The 18715-nt window shown below is 38.8% G+C and carries 10 protein-coding genes; all 10 read left to right on the top strand.

The window, feature by feature from the left end; translation table 11 throughout:
- Nucleotides 1-636 carry an SGNH/GDSL hydrolase family protein gene (locus QM917_RS05975; protein ID WP_075231803.1) on the top strand — a complete coding sequence of 212 codons (636 nt, stop codon included), beginning with the start codon at nucleotides 1-3 and terminating at the stop codon, nucleotides 634-636.
- 523 nt (nucleotides 637-1159) lie between these two features.
- Complete coding sequence (locus tag QM917_RS05970; RefSeq protein WP_049526994.1) at nucleotides 1160-1867, top strand: glucosamine-6-phosphate deaminase; 708 nt, start codon at nucleotides 1160-1162, stop codon at nucleotides 1865-1867.
- A 69-nt stretch (nucleotides 1868-1936) separates the two neighbouring features.
- The gene (locus tag QM917_RS05965; protein ID WP_075231804.1) at nucleotides 1937-2242 is read left to right on the top strand and encodes a hypothetical protein; all 306 of its coding nucleotides are present in this window, start codon (nucleotides 1937-1939) and stop codon (nucleotides 2240-2242) included.
- Between the two features lie 129 nt (nucleotides 2243-2371).
- The gene (gene rpsU, locus QM917_RS05960; protein WP_000048054.1) at nucleotides 2372-2548 is read left to right on the top strand and encodes a 30S ribosomal protein S21; all 177 of its coding nucleotides are present in this window, start codon (nucleotides 2372-2374) and stop codon (nucleotides 2546-2548) included.
- Between the two features lie 129 nt (nucleotides 2549-2677).
- Nucleotides 2678-3613, top strand: coding sequence for an HPr(Ser) kinase/phosphatase (gene hprK / locus QM917_RS05955; RefSeq protein WP_414285237.1), 936 nt, complete (start codon nucleotides 2678-2680; stop codon nucleotides 3611-3613).
- On the top strand, nucleotides 3606-4394 hold the full coding sequence (lgt, locus tag QM917_RS05950) for a prolipoprotein diacylglyceryl transferase (protein WP_414285236.1): 789 nt from the start codon (nucleotides 3606-3608) through the stop codon (nucleotides 4392-4394). Before hprK ends, lgt begins: the two co-directional genes overlap by 8 nt.
- Before the next feature lies 1 nt (nucleotide 4395).
- Complete coding sequence (locus QM917_RS05945) at nucleotides 4396-4779, top strand: DUF948 domain-containing protein (protein WP_414285235.1); 384 nt, start codon at nucleotides 4396-4398, stop codon at nucleotides 4777-4779.
- A gap of 15 nt (nucleotides 4780-4794) precedes the next feature.
- A complete protein-coding gene (locus tag QM917_RS05940; RefSeq protein ID WP_049548284.1) occupies nucleotides 4795-5190 on the top strand; it encodes a YtxH domain-containing protein in 396 nt (131 codons plus the stop codon).
- Between the two features lie 469 nt (nucleotides 5191-5659).
- Nucleotides 5660-12172 carry a G5 domain-containing protein gene (locus QM917_RS05935; RefSeq protein WP_414285234.1) on the top strand — a complete coding sequence of 2171 codons (6513 nt, stop codon included), beginning with the start codon at nucleotides 5660-5662 and terminating at the stop codon, nucleotides 12170-12172.
- Between the two features lie 518 nt (nucleotides 12173-12690).
- The coding region (locus QM917_RS05930) for a Rib/alpha-like domain-containing protein (RefSeq protein ID WP_414285233.1) at nucleotides 12691-18715 on the top strand (6025 nt) is incomplete at its 3' end.

Below are 18715 nucleotides of genomic sequence, written 5' to 3'. Positions count from 1 at the left end.
TTGGCAGTACAACTATTAGAGAACTGGCTCTTAAAAGAGCAAGAGAAAATCCAAACCAAGTATCGTGAACTCAATCAGATTTCTGTAATGGAACCAGATATCATTTTTATCGGGGATTCCATTATAGAGTATTATCCCTTGCAAGAATTATTGGGAACGTCAAAAACCATTGTGAACCGAGGGATTCGAGGCTACCAGACTGGACTTTTACAAGAAAATCTTGATGCCCATCTCTATGGCGATGCAGTGGATCAAATTGTGCTTTTGATTGGGACAAATGACATCGGAAAAGATGTTCCAATAAATGAAGCGCTAAACAATCTTGAGAGTGTGATTCAAACTATTTCACGCGACTATCCACTGTCACAGATAAAGCTAGTTTCAATCTTGCCGGTCAATGAGGGGGAGAATTTTAAACAGACAGTTTATATTCGTACCAATGAGAAAATCAATGCCTGGAACCAAGCCTATCAAGACCTTGCCTCTGCCTATATGCAGGTTGAATTTGTGCCTGTTTTTGAGAACTTACTCGATCAAGAGGGGCAACTCAAGGCAGACTATACAACGGATGGTCTTCATCTCAGTGTCGCTGGTTATCAAGCTTTATCAAATACTTTAAAAAAATATATTTTATAGATTCAGTATAGATGAACAAGATTTTTTATGATTAATATTTTTTGTAAAATAAATATGTTGCTAATATTATTAAAAAAATTCTTTCAATGCTAGCAATCTCATGTTAGTTGATGATACCATTCACTTGTCGGAGGATATACTAAATAATAGACCTTGAAAGTATAGTGAAGTGAAATAAAATCTGGATAAATTGATTAAGGAAGTCAAATCAATTTCTAGCAATGTTTTAGAAGTCACAGTGCACTATTCTGTATGCAATCTACTATCTGCTCTTCATTTGACAATTCGATACAATAAAAAGCTCCATAATATCTATAGGAATTTGCCTATTACAAATATTATCGAGCTTTTTTTGGCTCTTTCCTACCATTTGTCAAGTCTATCAAGGTTTTAAGAATCAAATGAGACAAGACAGTAGCTATTTTGAGGCTACTGTCATATTTTCAACAAAAATAAATCGTTTTCACTTGACAAAAATTGGTCTATACCATATAATAAAATAAAGAATATGGAGGACAAAATTATGAAAGTTATTCAAGTGGAAAATCCAATTGAAGGTGGAAAAGTTGCTTTTGATATCTTAAAAGAAAAATTGGAAAACGGTGCACAAACATTGGGACTTGCAACAGGAAGCAGTCCTTTGGAGTTTTACCAACAAATCGTTGAGAGCGATCTTGATTTTTCAAATCTTACAAGTGTGAATTTGGATGAGTACGTAGGCCTTGATGGGGACAATCCTCAATCATACCGTTACTTTATGCAAGAAAATTTATTCAACAAGAAACCATTTAAAGAAAGTTTCTTGCCACGTGGTGTCAAGGATAATGCAGAAGCAGAAGTAGAACGCTACAACCAAATTCTTGCTGACCATCCAGTTGACCTACAAATCTTAGGAATTGGTCGCAATGGCCATATTGGCTTTAATGAACCAGGCACACCATTTGACAGTCAAACTCATCTTGTAGAACTTGACCAGTCTACTATCGAAGCTAACGCACGTTTCTTTGAGAAGATTGAAGATGTTCCAACCCAAGCTATTTCAATGGGGATTAAGAACATTTTGGATGCTAAGTCCATCCTTCTATTTGCTTATGGTGAATCAAAAGCAGAAGCTATCGCTGGAACTGTTGAAGGCCCTGTGACAGAAAGTCTACCGGCAAGTAGCCTACAAAACCATCCAGATGTGACCATTATCGCAGATGCAGCAGCACTCAGCTTGTTAAAAAAATAAGATTTTAATCATTAAAAACCATTCGATCCTATGGATTGGGTGGTTTTTTGCTCTGAATATATTTCAAATATGATAAGGGTTGAAAATCAAAATTTTTTGTATTTTTTACATGAAGAAGACAAATTTGATTGTTCTTCACTTTCTGCTTTATGTCAGTATTTAGCAAAGCTGGAAGCTATTAGTTTAGGTCAAGTAAAGGATTTATATTTTATTCGAGAGCAAATACTGAAACATCTTGTTGATCACGTTGACAGCAAGGACTTATATACCATTTTTGATCTACCGTCAGATTATTGGGAGTACCTAGACCACATGGGGTTAGAAATTAAAAAATTAAGTGTTCGTTTAGAACAAACTTTAGAAGTGGAGAACTAGGCTAGATATAATGGTAAAATCTTATAAATTTTAAATTGAATGATTTGGGAGAATTTCATTTTTTTCTTGACAATTTTCTTTATTCCGTGTAAAATAGAATAGATCTTGAACTTGAAGGGAGTGAAAAAAATGTCTAAAACAGTAGTACGTAAGAATGAATCTCTTGACGATGCTCTTCGTCGTTTCAAACGTGCAGTTACTAAAGCTGGTACTCTTCAAGAAACACGCAAACGTGAATTCTATGAAAAACCTTCTGTAAAACGTAAACGTAAATCAGAAGCAGCTCGTAAACGTAAAAAATTCTAATTAATAAGAAAGGCTAGACTTGTCTAGTCTTTTTTGTTTTAAATAAATCCTATAAATCCTGCAAAATTCTGAAACTTCCTCCTACAATTTGATATAATAGAGGGAAGAACTTGATTGAAGGAGAAAATTATGTCGGTTTTAGTCAAAGAAGTGATAGATAAGCTCAGACTAGACATTGTCTATGGTGAGCCAGAATTACTTGAAAAGAAAATCAATACTGCGGATATTACGCGACCAGGGCTTGAAATGACGGGGTATTTTGACTACTATACTCCAGAGCGGATTCAGTTACTGGGAATGAAAGAGTGGTCTTATCTGATTAGTATGTCTTCTCATAACCGCTACCAGGTTTTGAAAAAGATGTTTCAACCAGAAACACCTGCAGTTATTGTTGCGCGTGGTTTAGTAGTTCCAGAGGAAATGTTAAAGGCCGCTAGAGAATGTAAAATCGCTATTTTAACGAGTCGTACAGCAACAAGTCGTCTGTCTGGTGAATTGTCAAGTTACCTAGATTCTCGTTTGGCTGAGCGTGAAAGTGTACATGGTGTCTTGATGGACATCTATGGTATGGGTGTGTTAATCCAGGGCGACAGTGGTATTGGTAAGAGTGAGACAGGTCTAGAACTCGTGAAACGAGGACACCGTTTGGTAGCGGATGACCGTGTAGATATCTTTGCTAAGGATGAAATGACTCTCTGGGGTGAACCAGCTGAAATCTTGAAGCATTTACTTGAGATTCGTGGTGTTGGTATTATAGATGTGATGAGTCTTTATGGTGCCAGTGCAGTTAAGGATTCTTCACAAGTTCAGTTAGCTGTCTATCTAGAAAATTATGACACGCAAAAGACTTTTGATCGTCTAGGCAATAATGCTGAAGAGTTGGAAATTTCAGGTGTCTCTATTCCGCGTATTCGAATTCCTGTAAAAACAGGGCGCAATATTTCTGTAGTTATCGAAGCTGCTGCCATGAACTATCGTTCTAAGGAAATGGGCTTTGATGCGACGCGTCTGTTTGAAGAAAGATTGACGAAATTAATTGAAAAGAACGAGGTGCAAAATGATTGATCCAGTTGCTTTTCAAATAGGTCCATTTGCCATTAGATGGTATGCACTTTGTATCGTTTCCGGCCTTATCTTAGCGGTATATTTGGCAAGTAAAGAAGCTCCTAAAAAGAAAATCTTATCAGAAGATATTCTGGACTTTATCTTAGTGGCTTTCCCTTTGTCAATCATCGGCGCGAGACTTTACTATGTTATTTTTAAATTTGACTATTATAGCCAACATTTAGGGGAGATATTTGCTGTCTGGAATGGTGGTCTTGCGATATACGGCGGTCTAATTACCGGAGCGATTGTACTTTATATTTTCGCAGACCGTAAATTAATCAATACCTGGGATTTCTTAGATATTGCAGCTCCGAGTGTAATGATTGCTCAGAGTCTAGGACGTTGGGGGAACTTCTTTAACCAAGAAGCTTACGGAGCAGTTGTAGAAAACCTTGATTATTTACCTGGTTTTATTAAGAATCAGATGTATATTGATGGTTCTTATCGTCAACCAACCTTCCTATACGAATCTATCTGGAATCTGATTGGTTTTGCCTTAATTATCATTTTTAGACGTCGGTTAAAATGGATTCGTCGTGGTCATATCACTGCCTTTTATCTAATTTGGTACGGATTTGGACGTATGATTATTGAGGGCATGCGTACAGATAGTCTCATGTTCTTTGGGCTTCGAGTATCTCAATGGTTGTCTGCCCTATTGATTGGCCTTGGTATTTATATCATCTTTTATCAAAATCGGAAAAAAGCACCATTTTATAATGTAAAAAAGGAGAATTAAAATGTTAGAAGCGGCTTATATTATTGTGGCGATTGCCTTGGTTGTATTTTTAGTTTATTTGATTATTACCCTTCAAAAAGTTGGTCGTGTAATCGATGAAACTGAAAAAACTGTTAAAACTTTAACATCAGATGTAGATGTAACTCTTCATCAAACAAATGAATTGCTTACAAAGGTCAATGTTCTGGTTGATGATATCAACGTTAAAGTGGCAACGATTGCCCCCCTCTTTACAGCAGTGGCTGATTTGTCTGTTTCTGTATCAGACCTTAATGATCAAGCGCGTGTTTTGAGTAAAAAGGCATCATCTGCTGGTTCAAAAACACTCAAGACTGGTGCAAGTCTGTCAGCTCTTCGTCTTGCAAGTAAATTTTTCAAAAAATAAAAAAGGAGTAAGCTAATGGGTAAACTATCATCTATCTTTCTAGGAACTGTTTCAGGTGTTGCTGCAGCCTTGTTTCTAACAAGTGACAAAGGAAAACAAGTTAGAAGCCAAGCACAAGAATTTTTAGAAGATCTAAAAGAAGATCCTGAGTATGCTAAAGAGCAGGTTTGTGAAAAATTAACGGATGTCAAAGAACAAACCAAAGAATTTGTTCTTAAAACAAAAGAGCAGATTGAATCTGGGGAAATTACTCTTGACACTGTTCTTGATAAAGCAAAATATCATGCTCAACAAGCGACTGAAGCTTCAAAAGAAACCTTGAATCATTTTAAATCACAACTGGAAGAGAAAGTAGTTGTGGAAGAAAAAGAAAATGGTCAAGAAATTGTCATCGAGCTTCAAGAAAATTAACATAGAATCACCATTTCTTGGTTTTCTAGAAAATCAAGAATGGTGATTTTTTTCTTTTAATGAACTCTTTGTGATATAATGGCAGTATAGAAAGTGCAATATTTAGATTTCTTTCTTAATTTACTGAAATTTTAACAGCAAGTTATTGATCTTCATATGGACGGGGAAATGTACCTAGGTGATAAAATAGAAAAAGATAACCTTGTACTTTTTTACAGAGTTTTTTGGAAGTCTAAAATTAGCGGTTCTGTCCGTAACCTAAATAACCCGCCTGATTAACAGGGGGACTGGGTTTAGCTATTACAACAAATAGTTATTTAAAGATTGAAAGGATTTAAAATGTGATGTATTAAAGTAGAGTAAAGTTCCTAAATTTTAGGAAAATAAAAAAGTATGATTTTGTTAACAGAAAATGTTGACACCTTCTATATTATATATAGAAATGATAGTTAAAAAGGAATTGGGTAACATGAAAGATATCTTTAATAAACGACAACGTTTTTCGATTCGAAAGTTTTCTGTTGGAGTGGCATCTGTACTAATAGGGGTTTCCTTATTTGCTCCAACTCAAGGAGTCTTAGCTTCTACGGAAAATAATAATGATAATAATACAGGGATAGAAGTTAATTCTGAAACTGACAATTCTCTGCCGACTGTGGAGATCAAAGAAGAAGCTCAAAGTATCTCAGAACATCGAAACAATGCTTCTTCTGAGATAGATGCTAAAGAGATTTCAACAGTAGCTACAAAAGAGACAGTTCTAGATACTTCCGGTGGTAAGGAAAATATCAATTCGACGGCAACTACTTTGGTGGCTGGTGAAGACAGATCAAGTGCTCCAGAGGTTAGAGCAGCATCAAATCCTACTGAGATTAAAAAATATGAATTGACTGAGGAAGATGCTAAAAAAATCAAAGCAGGAATAATCGGTTCAGAAGGGGATAAGTATGATAGCCTATTACTAGATGGAGAACAGTTAAAACCGAATGGTTATACAGATAACGATTATTTGAGTGATAAAGAAGAACTCTATATTTATGAAAAAAATGGTAAAAAGTATGTAGGTTATAATAGTCATCCGTTACTAGAGGATACTGATGGTGATGGGATTATTGATAGTGACGAAAAGCCAGATGAAAAATTAAAATGGAATGTAAGTGAACGTGATATGATTATGTTCATGGAATTGGCTTACCGTGACGATAAGTACATTGACAGAGTACTGGATCATAAGAGACCTTTAACAGAAGCAGAGTTATACAAAAAGAAAGGTGAAAGTAAACCACGCTATGAATATATGATGATGAATAGGGAATTGGGACCTTATTGGGAAAGAAAGAAAAGTTATCATACATCCAGTGGACTTGATGCTGTATTATTTGAGACTAAGAGCGATTTCTTATATTTACCAAATGGAACTGCCCAGGTACTAGCATTTCGTGGGACTAGTGATTCTAAAGATATAGGTGCTGATATAACACTTGGAACAGGGAGTAATCCTAAACAGGCGATAGAAGCAGAAGAAATTATGCGTGAATTAGCTAAGGATAAGAGTATCACCAACCTTTATCTAACAGGACATTCTCTGGGAGGATATTTAGTACAACGGGCAATGGTTGAAGCCTATCAGTTGGCATATTCTGACAGCAGAGTCATGTCTACTAAAGAACAGCTGGCTTATAGAAACTTTTATAATAATGTATTAAAAAAAGGAACAACATTTAATGCTCCAAAAGTGAGGACAGGTCTTCTCTCATCATCTGCGTTTTGGCAAAAAGGTTTAGATAGTAAAAAAATAGCTAAGTCAGGTAAACTGACCCATTATATAGTTAATAACGATTCTACTATAGGAAAAAGTGTCAGTAATGATAGTGATGTTGTTATAAATGTTGGGGATACAAAAGGAGGGCATAGTTCCCGTTCTTATTTTGAAAATGATATGATTAATAGGGAACCGAAATTCATATCAGGAAAACGTGTTTCTTTAGATGGGATAGGTTTTCAAAATCCTAAGATTACTACAGCCAAGTCTCTAGAAAAAGTTGGAGAAACTGTTGTATATAGCAAACTCGGAAATGACATCATTAAGTCAACAACTGTTAGTATCAAGGATCCTGATACAGGACAGATTACTAAAAATGCACTTGATCAAGTGTTCAAGGAAAATGGTGCGAAGGACAAAGTAGAAACAACAGAAATCCCATCACCTAAGAAATACGTGAAAGATGATACACGCGAAAAAGGACAAGCTAATGTTGAAGTACCTGGAAAAATCGGGAAACAGACGGTAACAACAACTTATAGTGTAAATCCTAAAACTGGAGTTCTTATTGAACATGTAGGACAACCAGTAGTTAAGCAACCGGCAACAGAAACAGTTGTCAAAGTCGCAGCCAAGGATGAAGTAGAATACATTAAAAAAGGAGACGACGTTGTTAAGAAGACAACAAGCTACACAGTAGACCCCAAAATTGGCAGTCTTACTTCGGCTGAGAAGGAAGAAGTAGTCAATAGAGGTGGCGCGAGGGATATAGTTGAGTATAATTCAGTTGAACCCAAACCAGTTTATTTAAAAGATGAGAACAGTCCAAAAGGTACTGTTACCGTTCAATTTCCAGGGAAAGCAGGACAAACTAAAGTCACCACAACATATAGCGTAAACCCAGTAAATGGAACCCTAACTCCATCAAAAGGCAAACCAGAAGTCGTAACTATACCAATAGCTAGAGTTGTAAAAGTGGGAGCTAAGGACAAAGTAGTAGAAACACCGATTGAACCTGAAGTAGAGTATGTTAGAGATGGTGAACGAGATGTTGACACACCTAATGAACGCGTTGAAGGAGCTAAAGGTAAAATAGTTACTACAACCACTTACGATGTAGATTCACACGACGGTCATATCACAGAACACGTTGGTACCCCAGTCGTCACCCCAGCAGGTAAGACAATCGTTAAAGTAGGTGCGAAAACTAAGGTTGAACAATCTAAAGATTCCGAAGGTCGTGATGTGATTGATACCACTACCTATGAAGTTGATTCAAAAACAGGTAAGGTAACTCCAACAACCGTTCGAACTTATGGAAAAACAAAAGCACCAACAGTTGATAAGAGAGTAGTGCCATCCCCAGTCGTTTATGAAAAAGATGATACGAAAGAAAAAGGTACAGCCCCAACTACTGTTAAAGGTGAAGATGGTGAAGACACTATCACAACAACTTATATTGTGGACACTAATACTGGAAAGATTACAGCAAGTGAAGGTAAACCAGTTCGTACGAAAGAACCAACGAATACAGTCGTTAAAGTCGCAGCGAAGGATAAAGTAGAAACAACCGAAATCCCATCACCTAAAAAATACGTAAAAGATGATACGCGGGAAAAAGGCCAAGACAATGTAGAAGAAGCAGGCCAAGCAGGTTCACGCACAGTAACAACTACTTACGAAGTAAATCCAGCAGATGGAACCATTACAGAAAGAGTAGGAGAACCAGTAGTAGTAAATCCAACAGAAACAATTGTCAAAGTCGCAGCCAAGGACAAAGTAGTAGAAACCCCAATTGAACCTGAAGTTGAATATGTTAGAGATGGTGAACGAGAAGTTGACACACCTAATGAACGTATTGAAGGAGCTAAAGGTAAAATAGTTACTACAACCATTTACGATGTAGATTCAAACGACGGTCATATCACAGAACACGTTGGCAACCCAGACGTTACCCCAGCAGGTAAGACAATCGTTAAAGTAGGAGCTAAAACTAAGGTTGAACAATCTAAAGATTCTGAAGGTCGCGATGTGATTGATACCACTACCTATGAAGTTGATCCAAAAACAGGTAAGGTAACTCCAACAACAGTTCGAACTTATGGAACAACAAAAGCACCAACAGTTGAGAAGAGAGTAGTACCGTCTCCAGTAGTTTATGAAAAAGATGGTACGAAAGAAAAAGGTACAGCCCCAACTACTGTTAAAGGTGAAGATGGTGAAGACACTATCACAACAACTTACACTGTGGATCCTAATACTGGAAAAATTATAGCAAGTGAAGGTCAACCAGTTCGTACGAAAGAACCAACGAATACTATTGTCAAAGTTCCAGCGAAGGATAAAGTAGAAACAACAGAACTCCCATCACCTAAGAAATATGTAAAAGATGATACACGCGACAAAGATCAACCAAATGTGGAAGAAGCAGGACAAGCAGGTTCAAGCACTACCACAACAACATATAGTGTTGATCCTAGTACAGGCGCTATTACAGAAACAGTAGGAAAACCAGTAGTAGTGAATCCAACAGAAACAATTGTCAAAGTCGCAGCGAAGGACAAAGTAGTAGAAACCCCGATTGAACCAGAAGTTGAGTATGTTAGAGATGGTGAACGAGAAGTTGACACACCTAATGAACGCGTTGAAGGAGCTAAAGGTAAAACAGTTACTACCACTACTTACGATGTGGATTCAACCGACGGTCATATCACAGAACACGTTGGTAATCCAGTCGTCACCCCAGCAGGTAAGACAATCGTTAAAGTTGGTGCGAAAACTAAGGTTGAACAATCTAAAGATTCTGAAGGTCATGATGTGATTGATACCACTACCTATGAAGTTGATCCAAAAACAGGTAAGGTAACTCCAACAACCGTTCGAACTTATGGAAAAACGAAAGCACCAACAGTTGAGAAGAGAGTAGTACCGTCTCCAGTCGTTTATGAAAAAGATGATACGAAAGAAAAAGGTACAGCCCCAACTACTGTTAAAGGTGAAGATGGTGAAGACACTATCACAACAACTTACACTGTGGATCCTAATACTGGAAAAATTACAGCAAGTGAAGGTCAACCAGTTCGTACGAAAGAAGCAACGAATACTATTGTCAAAGTTCCAGCGAAGGATAAAGTGGAGACAACCAAACTCCCATCACCTAAGAAATATGTGAAAGATGATACACGCGACAAAGATCAACCAAATGTGGAAGAAGCAGGACAAGCAGGTTCAAGCACTATCACAACAACATATAGTGTTGATCCTAGTACAGGCGCTATTACAGAAACAGTAGGAAAACCAGTAGTAGTGAATCCAACAGAAACAATTGTCAAAGTCGCGGCGAAGGACAAAGTAGTAGAAACCCTGATTGAACCAGAAGTTGAGTATGTTAGAGATGGTGAACGAGAAGTTGACACACCTAATGAACGCGTTGAAGGAGCTAAAGGTAAAACAGTTACAACAACCACTTACGATGTAGATTCAACCGACGGTCATATCACAGAACACGTTGGCAATCCAGTCGTCACCCCAGCAGGTAAGACAATCGTTAAAGTTGGTGCGAAAACTAAGGTTGAACAATCTAAAGATTCTGAAGGTCATGATGTGATTGATACCACTACCTATGAAGTTGATCCAAAAACAGGTAAGGTAACTCCAACAACCGTTCGAACTTATGGAACAACAAAAGAACCAACAGTTGAGAAGAGAGTAGTACCATCACTTGTTGTCTATGAAAAAGATGATACGAAAGAAAAAGGTACAGCCCCAACTACTGTTAAAGGTGAAGATGGTGAAGACACTATCACAACAACTTACACTGTGGATCCTAATACTGGAAAAATTACAGCAAGTGAAGGTCAACCAGTTCGTACGAAAGAAGCAACGAATACTATTGTCAAAGTTCCAGCGAAGGATAAAGTGGAGACAACCAAACTCCCATCACCTAAGAAATATGTGAAAGATGATACACGCGACAAAGATCAACCAAATGTGGAGGAAGCAGGTCAAACAGGTTCAAGCACTATCACAACAACATATAGTGTTGATCCTACTACAGGTGCTATTACAGAAACAGTAGGAAAACCAGTAGTAGTGAATCCAACAGAAACAATTGTCAAAGTCGCAGCGAAGGACAAAGTAGTAGAAGCATCAATTGAACCTGAAGTTGAGTATGTTAGAGATGGTGAACGAGAAGTTGACACACCTAACGAACGCGTTGAAGGAGCTAAAGGTAAAACAGTTACAACAACCACTTACGATGTAGATTCAAATGACGGTCATATCACAGAACACGTTGGCACCCCAGTAGTCAGCCCAGCAGGTAAGACAATCGTTAAAGTTGGTGCGAAAACTAAGGTTGAACAATCTAAAGATTCTGAAGGTCGCGATGTGATTGATATCACTACCTATGAAGTTGATCCAAAAACAGGTAAGGTAACTCCAACAACCGTTCGAACTTATGGGAAAACGAAAGAACCAAAAGTAGAGTTAGAACAGGATCCTAAGACAGGTGATGTTACAGTGACACCGAAGAAGCCAGATGGGTCAACATATCCACCAGGAACTAAGGTAGAAATCTCAGGTAAAGATGGTAATCCAATCGTCGTTACAATCGATGAAGATGGTAAAGGTAAAGTACCAAACAGTGATCTACCAAACGTAGAAAAAACAGGTACAGGTAAGATTACTGAACCAGGTAAATCATCTGTGGAAGTTCCTAAGGTAACAACTTTTGAAAACGATGCATTATCGGGTTCAATTGCATTGCCAGAGCTAATGATTGAGGTTAGATGGAATGATGAGGATGGGAATGTCTTGAAATCATCAGTTAAGACAGGAGATGCAGGAGCAGCTGGTCATGGAGTAATTCCGAGATATGAATTTTTAAGAACTGAAGTCGATGATAAAGAACCTATAATCACACATATTTTCAGAAAAGTAAGTTCAAATACAATTCAAGTTCTTCCAGTAACACCTGATACTAATGGTGATTCTAGTCAATCCACAGATCCACTAGCTACTCCAATTCAAGATGCTGTTAGTCCGAATGCAAATCACAGATCTACTACAGCTACTATTGATAAGGAATCTAAGTCAAATGGTTCTCAAAATGTATTGCCAAGACTTGGAACAGAGTCAAGTATGACTCTTGCATCTTTAGGGCTTCTTGGTATGCTAAGTGGTCTCGGACTTGCGTTTGGAAAGAAAAAAGAAGACTAAAATAAGCATTTCGTTAAAGATTGAACTACTCACTGTTAAGTGAACGATGAAATAATAAAAGATCAAAAAACGACCTTGTTACTCATTTGAAGAAGTACAAGGTCGTTTTTGTATTCTTGAAAAAAGTAGGCGTCAATATTCGTACCAAGCCCCTCTCAAAATATTGTATGTCTTTAATCCTAGTGCTCAGTTTTGAAATGTTCCCAAAAGTTCTCAACCGGTGAGCGATTAGTACACTTGCCAATCTGATATATAGAGAATGTCATCAGAAAGGAGAATCTTTCTGTTTTATTTAAACAAAATATATATTAATGTATTATAGACATTCGAATATGTTTGCGCTTTATTCGAGAGATTGAATGGCTTTATGCTTGTTTAAATCAATTTAAAATGGTATAATTTGCCTGAAATAGCTATGATGTGTTAAGAGATGGTCATCATAGTAATTTTTATTGTATTATTCCCCAGAGGGAATATTGCTTCTCAATTTGATTTTGTCTTTAATATAAGGAGGAACGATGGAAAAAAAATCAAATTCACTAAGTAGAGTAAAGCGTCGACAACAGGAAAAAGTCTTACGCTTCTCTATTCGTAAGTATAGCTTTGGTGCGGCTTCAGTTGCTGTTGCAGCGCTGATGTTTTTGGGTGCGCGCGTCGTTAGTGCGGATAGCGTAACACCTGTCGACCAACCTCATGTAGAGGCTTTAACTCAAGATACTAGTCCGCTAGCATCGCAGGCTAAGGAAGAGCCTACTAGTTCTGTGAAAGTGGATACAGCTGTTGCAAGTCAGCTTGTGACACAGCTCAAAGATCAGCTCAAGGTCAAGGAAACGGCTAAGACAGACCTTTTGGTTGTTGCCAAGGAAGAACTTGTTAAGGCTGAACAGACTCTCGCTAATTCAAAAGTGAGTCAAGAAGAAGTGGATGCTTTGGTAGCTCGCTTGACCAATGTTTTGGACCAGCTACGAGCAGTGGAAACTCCTAAAGTCAAAGAAGAGGAGAAAAACGATAGAAGTGCACAGGATGTAACTCCGGAAATCAAGCCAGAAGTAGCGAAGCCAACTTCAGAAATTTCAGCTAAGTCTGAGGAAACTTCAGAAAATACTAATGCTGAGCAACTGGAAAAAGCTAAAGCTAGTCTCAAATTATCTATTGATCGTTTGGAGCAGGCTATCGCCCAAACACCTGAGAATGACTTGACACGTGAAATCTTGGAAAAAGCTAACGCCCAAGTTGCCGTAGCCAAGTCTGCATTTGGTGGTGTAGAAGTTAGCCTTCGTGATGTTGAGGATATGAATCGTGTCATCAAACGTAACGAAAGCTCTGTTATGATTGCGCGTAATCGTTTGACTTCTGGGCATAATGACGTCCGTAATCGCGCAGCTATCCCAGTTGGTACAAGATTTCGTGCTGATGAAGGAGTAAGTTATGACGATGCTGTCGGTCTCTACTTCACAAAGGAAGGAGATGGCTCAGGTTATCCAGCTGGCACCATGCTCTTTAGAGACCGTAACCAAAATACTCCTGATAACCAAAAAGTTAGTGATGTCAAGAATGTCGTTAAGGTTGATGTCACTAAAAACGGAGATACATACGATTGGGTCATTGAGTTTGAAGGTAATCCTGAAAACCACCAAAATGCCCATGCTTGGTTTACCATTCCAACTGGTCATACCTTGGTAGACGACGGTTCGGCATCATTTGGTAGTTACTGGGGTGGTTCTGGTGGAAAACGACGTATTGAAACTCAAGGAAGATTACCACGAAACTTATACGACATCTTTAAAGATCAGGTTAGCTCTACGTCTAAGGATGTTAACATTGGTACCCCTGGTGGAGCTATCGAGCAGGCTTGGGGCAAAGCCGCCACTACCGATGCTTTCTGGAAAGGTGCTGATGGAGAGATTAAAACATTTGAAGAAATCATTTCAAAACCTGATACACTCTATTTTAATCGTACAGGTGGTGCCCGTACGACAACGGAGAAGGATGTTCTGGTATCAGATTATTTGAAGGATTGGTTGATCCAGCATACGCAAAGAGTTTATCATTTTGATATTGATTATCGTGGTAGAACTAAGGATAGTGCATCAAACTATATCTTTCGTTTCAAAACCAAGGCTGCTGAGGGGACTCCACTCATGTATGCAGCAGGGATGCGCTCCTATGAGTTCAGCACCCACCGAAATGATATGCAATGGTATGGTTTGCCATCTCCTAAGGTGACGGGGGCTGATCAAACTATCGAAAAAGGTAAGGAAATTCGACTTGAATTTACAACTAAAGATAATCTAGCAGGATTTTCACTTGGTGATCCAAAACTAGGTTATAATCCAGCTGATTCTATCAAGTTAGTGGATAGTAAGCTGGAACTTAAAGATCAAAAAGTTGAAGTTCAAAAAGTGAGTGATTATGAGCACAAGCTTATTATCACAGGTCGTGTTGCTTCAGATCCTGGCGACTATAAGGTCAAGGTCAAGTCTGTCAATAACGTTGGACAAAGTGCGGAGTTTACATCAACTGTCAAGGTTACACAATCTATTACACCAACATTAGAGTTGAATCAAGATCCTAAGACAGGTGACGTTACAGTAACACCGAAGAAACCAGATGGCTCAACATACCCACCAGAAACTAAGGTAGAAATCCCAGGTAAAGGTGACAAGCCAATCCCAGTCACAATCGGTAAAGACGGTAAAGGTAAAGTACCTAATAGTGATTTACCTGAAGGTAATGTCCCAGGTATAGGTAAGATTACAGAACCAGGTCAACCAACTGTTGAAGTTCCTGATGTAACAACACCAGCTAAGATAACACCAGCTGACCAGGTAGCACCAACAATTACTAAATTAACTGATAATCGTAATGCAGAAATTGATAGTAAAAACCCACGTAAGATTATCGTTTATCGTGAAGAAGAGTTTAGCGTTGATGTGAACTTAACTGATAACAGTGGTCGCTTGGATAAGATTAAGGTTCACGACAATGCTCAAGCAGTAGCACCATCAGGTAATTTCGAAGTTACAAATGGTGGTCGTCTTGAACTTCCTGCTAATGGTACAAGTATTAACTTCACGGATAAGACAAGTAATTTAGGTCAAGCTGGCAATGCGACAGATACTAACCCATATAAAGTTAATATTTCAGGTCATGTTGGTAAAAATCAGGAAGTCAAAGCTGATGCTAGCAAAAATATCTGGAATCGTTATATTAGTGGATATGACCAAGGAGGTCTGACAAATAACAACACAAACAATAACACTGCTAATAACGCCAATATTCAGATTGAGTTCCGTAAGCAAGCTGATAAATATACACCAACAGCAGTAACAGGCTCTAAAATCGATGTAGCGACAGATGGTACAATCAGTGGTTATGACTCACCAGAGACTTATATTGCCAACAAGTCTGACTTGCCAACTGAAGGTACAACGCCAGGTGCAAGAACGACTTATACATGGAAAGATGGAGAAACTCCAACTGTTAACAATGGTCAAGTCACACGTACAGCGGTAGTTACTTATCCAGATGGTTCAACAGATGAAGTGCCTGTAACCTTCACAGTTCGTGACACAGTAGCTCCAACAATTACTAGCTTAACTCCTATTAGTAATGCAGAAATTGATGGCACTAACCCACATAAGATTATCGTTTATCGTGAAGAAGAGTTTAGCGTTGATGTGAACTTAACTGATAACAGTGGTCGCTTGGATAAGATTAAGGTCCACGACAATGCTCAAGCAGTAGCACCATCAGGTAATTTCGAAGTTACAAATGGTGGTCGTCTTGAAATTCCTGCTAATGGTACAAAGATTAACTTTACGGATAAGACAAGTAATTTAGGTCAAGCTGGCAATGCGACAGATACTAATCCGTACAAGGTAAATATTTCAGGGTATGTAGGTAAAGGTCAGACAATTAATCCTGACGCTAGCAAAAATATCTGGAATCGTTATATTAGTGGATATGACCAAGAAGGTCTGACAAATAACAACACAAACAATGGCTCTGCTAATAACGCCAATATTCAGATTGAGTTCCGTAAGCAAGCTGATAAATATACACCAACAGCTACAAATCCTACAGTGAATCTGACTTCAAATGGAACTGTTCCAGATTTGGGATCACCAGAGACTTATATTGCCAACAAGTCTGACTTGCCAGATAAAGGAACAACACCAGGTACGACAACGACTTACGCATGGAAAGCTGGAGAAACTCCAACTGTTAACAATGGTAAAGTCACACGTACAGTTATAGTAACTTATCCAGATGGTTCGACAGATGAAGTTCCAGTAACTGTTAAGGTAGTAGATCCACGTACAGATGCAGAGAAGAACAATCCAACACCTAAAGACCAAACTGTTAATGTAGGTAAAACTCCAGATCCTAAAGGATCAATCGGTAATGTAGACGATCTTCCAAAAGGAACTACGTTCGAATACAAGACCCCAGTAGACACTACAACACCAGGCGATAAGAAAACAACAGTCGTTGTCACTTACCCAGATGGTTCTAAGGATGAAGTTCCAGCAACTGTTAAGGTAGTAGATCCACGTACAGATGCAGAGAAGAACAATCCAACACCTAAAGACCAAACTGTTAATGTAGGTAAAACCCCAGATCCTAAAGGATCAATCGGTAATGTAGACGATCTTCCAAAAGGAACTACGTTCGAATACAAGACTCCAGTAGACACTACAACACCAGGCGATAAGAAAACAACAGTCGTTGTCACTTACCCAGATGGTTCTAAGGATGAAGTTCCAGCAACTGTTAAGGTAGTAGATCCACGTACAGATGCAGAGAAGAACAATCCAACAGTAGAGTTGGAACAAGATCCTAAGACAGGTGACGTAACAGTAACACCTAAGAAACCAGATGGAACTCCATACAAACCAGGAACTAAGGTAGAAATCCCAGGTAAGGATAAAGATCACCCAATTACTGTTACAACTGATGAAAACGGTAAAGCTAAAGTACCAAACGCTGACTTACCAGAAGGAAAAGTTCCAGGTACAGGTAAGATTACTGAACCAGGTAAACCAGCAGTGGAAGTTCCAGTAGAAACTCCAGCTAAGGTAACACCAGAAACACCAACAACTGAAACACCAAGTGAGATTGAAATCACACGCAAACCAAATGGTGATGCAGTTGTAACGCCTAAGAAACCAGATGGAAAACCATACCTACCAGGAACTAAGGTAGAAATTCCAAGTAAAGATAAAGATGGAAACCCAACTACAATCACAGTAACAGTTGGCGACAACGGTTCAGGTGAAGTGCCAAATGACAACCTTCCTAAGAAAGATGTCCCAGGTACAGGAACAGTAACAGAACCGAACAAGAAACCATCACAACCAGTAGATGTAACAACACCAGCTCGTAAGACACCAACAGTAGAGTTGGAACAAGATCCTAAGACAGGTGACGTTACAGTAACACCTAAGAAACCAGATGGCTCAACATTCCCACCAGGAACTAAGGTAGAAATCCCAGGTGAAAATGGAAATCCAATCGAAGTTACAATCGGTGAAGACGGTAAAGGTAAAGTACCAAACAGTGACCTACCAGATAATAAAGTTCCAGGTACAGGTAAGATTACAGAACCAGGTCAACCAGCTGTAGAAGTTCCAGTAACAACACCAGCTAAGGTAACACCAGAAACACCAGCTCAAAAGACACCAACACTAGATGTTGAACAAGATCCTAAGACAGGTGACGTTACGGTAACACCGAAGAAACCAGACGGCTCAACATACAAACCAGGAACTAAGGTAGAAATCCCAGGTAAAGATGGTAAGCCAATCCCAGTCACAATCGGTGAAGATGGTAAAGGTAAAGTACCAAACAGCGAATTACCAGACGATAAAGTTCCAGGTACAGGTAAGATTACAGAACCAGGTCAACCAGCTGTAGAAGTTCCAGTAACAACACCAGCTAAGGTAACACCAGAAACACCAGCTCGTAAGACACCAACAGTAGATGTTGAACAAGATCCTAAGACAGGTGACGTTACAGTAACACCTAAGAAACCAGATGGCTCAACATTCCCACCAGGAACTAAGGTAGAAATCCCAGGTAAAGATGGTAACCCAATCACCGTAACAATCGGTGAAGACGGTAAAGGTAAAGTACCAAACAGTGAATTACCAGACGGTAAAGTTCCAGGTACAGGTAAGATTACAGAACCAGGTAAACCAGCTGTTGAAGTTCCAGTAACAACACCAGGTAAGGTAACACCAAATACCCCAACAACTGAAACACCAAGTGAGATTGAAATCACACGCAAACCAAATGGTGATGCAGTAGTAACGCCTAAGAAACCAGATGGCTCAACTTACCCATCAGGCAGCAAGGTAGTGATTCCAGGTGAAAACAACACACCAATCGAAGTCACAATCGGCGACAACGGTTCAGGTGAAGTACCAAATGACAAGCTTCCTAAGAAAGATGTCCCAGGTACAGGAACAGTAACCGAACCGAACAAGAAACCATCACAACCAGTGGATGTAACAACACCAGCTCGTAAGACACCAACAG

The organism is Streptococcus infantis, from assembly GCF_047460685.1.
Lineage (GTDB): Bacteria > Bacillota > Bacilli > Lactobacillales > Streptococcaceae > Streptococcus > Streptococcus infantis_AD.
The sequence above is the reverse complement of the archived record's forward strand: the minus strand, read 5'-3'. Positions and strand labels throughout refer to the sequence as shown.

What these genes read in the sequence shown, in the direction of transcription:
- QM917_RS05970 (WP_049526994.1), top strand. Translation starts at nt 1,160, where the DNA reads ATGAAAGTTATTCAAGTGGAAAATCCAATTGAAGGTGGAAAAGTTGCT.
- QM917_RS05965 (WP_075231804.1), top strand. Translation starts at nt 1,937, where the DNA reads ATGATAAGGGTTGAAAATCAAAATTTTTTGTATTTTTTACATGAAGAA.
- rpsU (WP_000048054.1), top strand. Translation starts at nt 2,372, where the DNA reads ATGTCTAAAACAGTAGTACGTAAGAATGAATCTCTTGACGATGCTCTT.
- hprK (WP_414285237.1), top strand. Translation starts at nt 2,678, where the DNA reads ATGTCGGTTTTAGTCAAAGAAGTGATAGATAAGCTCAGACTAGACATT.
- lgt (WP_414285236.1), top strand. Translation starts at nt 3,606, where the DNA reads ATGATTGATCCAGTTGCTTTTCAAATAGGTCCATTTGCCATTAGATGG.
- QM917_RS05945 (WP_414285235.1), top strand. Translation starts at nt 4,396, where the DNA reads ATGTTAGAAGCGGCTTATATTATTGTGGCGATTGCCTTGGTTGTATTT.
- QM917_RS05940 (WP_049548284.1), top strand. Translation starts at nt 4,795, where the DNA reads ATGGGTAAACTATCATCTATCTTTCTAGGAACTGTTTCAGGTGTTGCT.
- QM917_RS05935 (WP_414285234.1), top strand. Translation starts at nt 5,660, where the DNA reads ATGAAAGATATCTTTAATAAACGACAACGTTTTTCGATTCGAAAGTTT.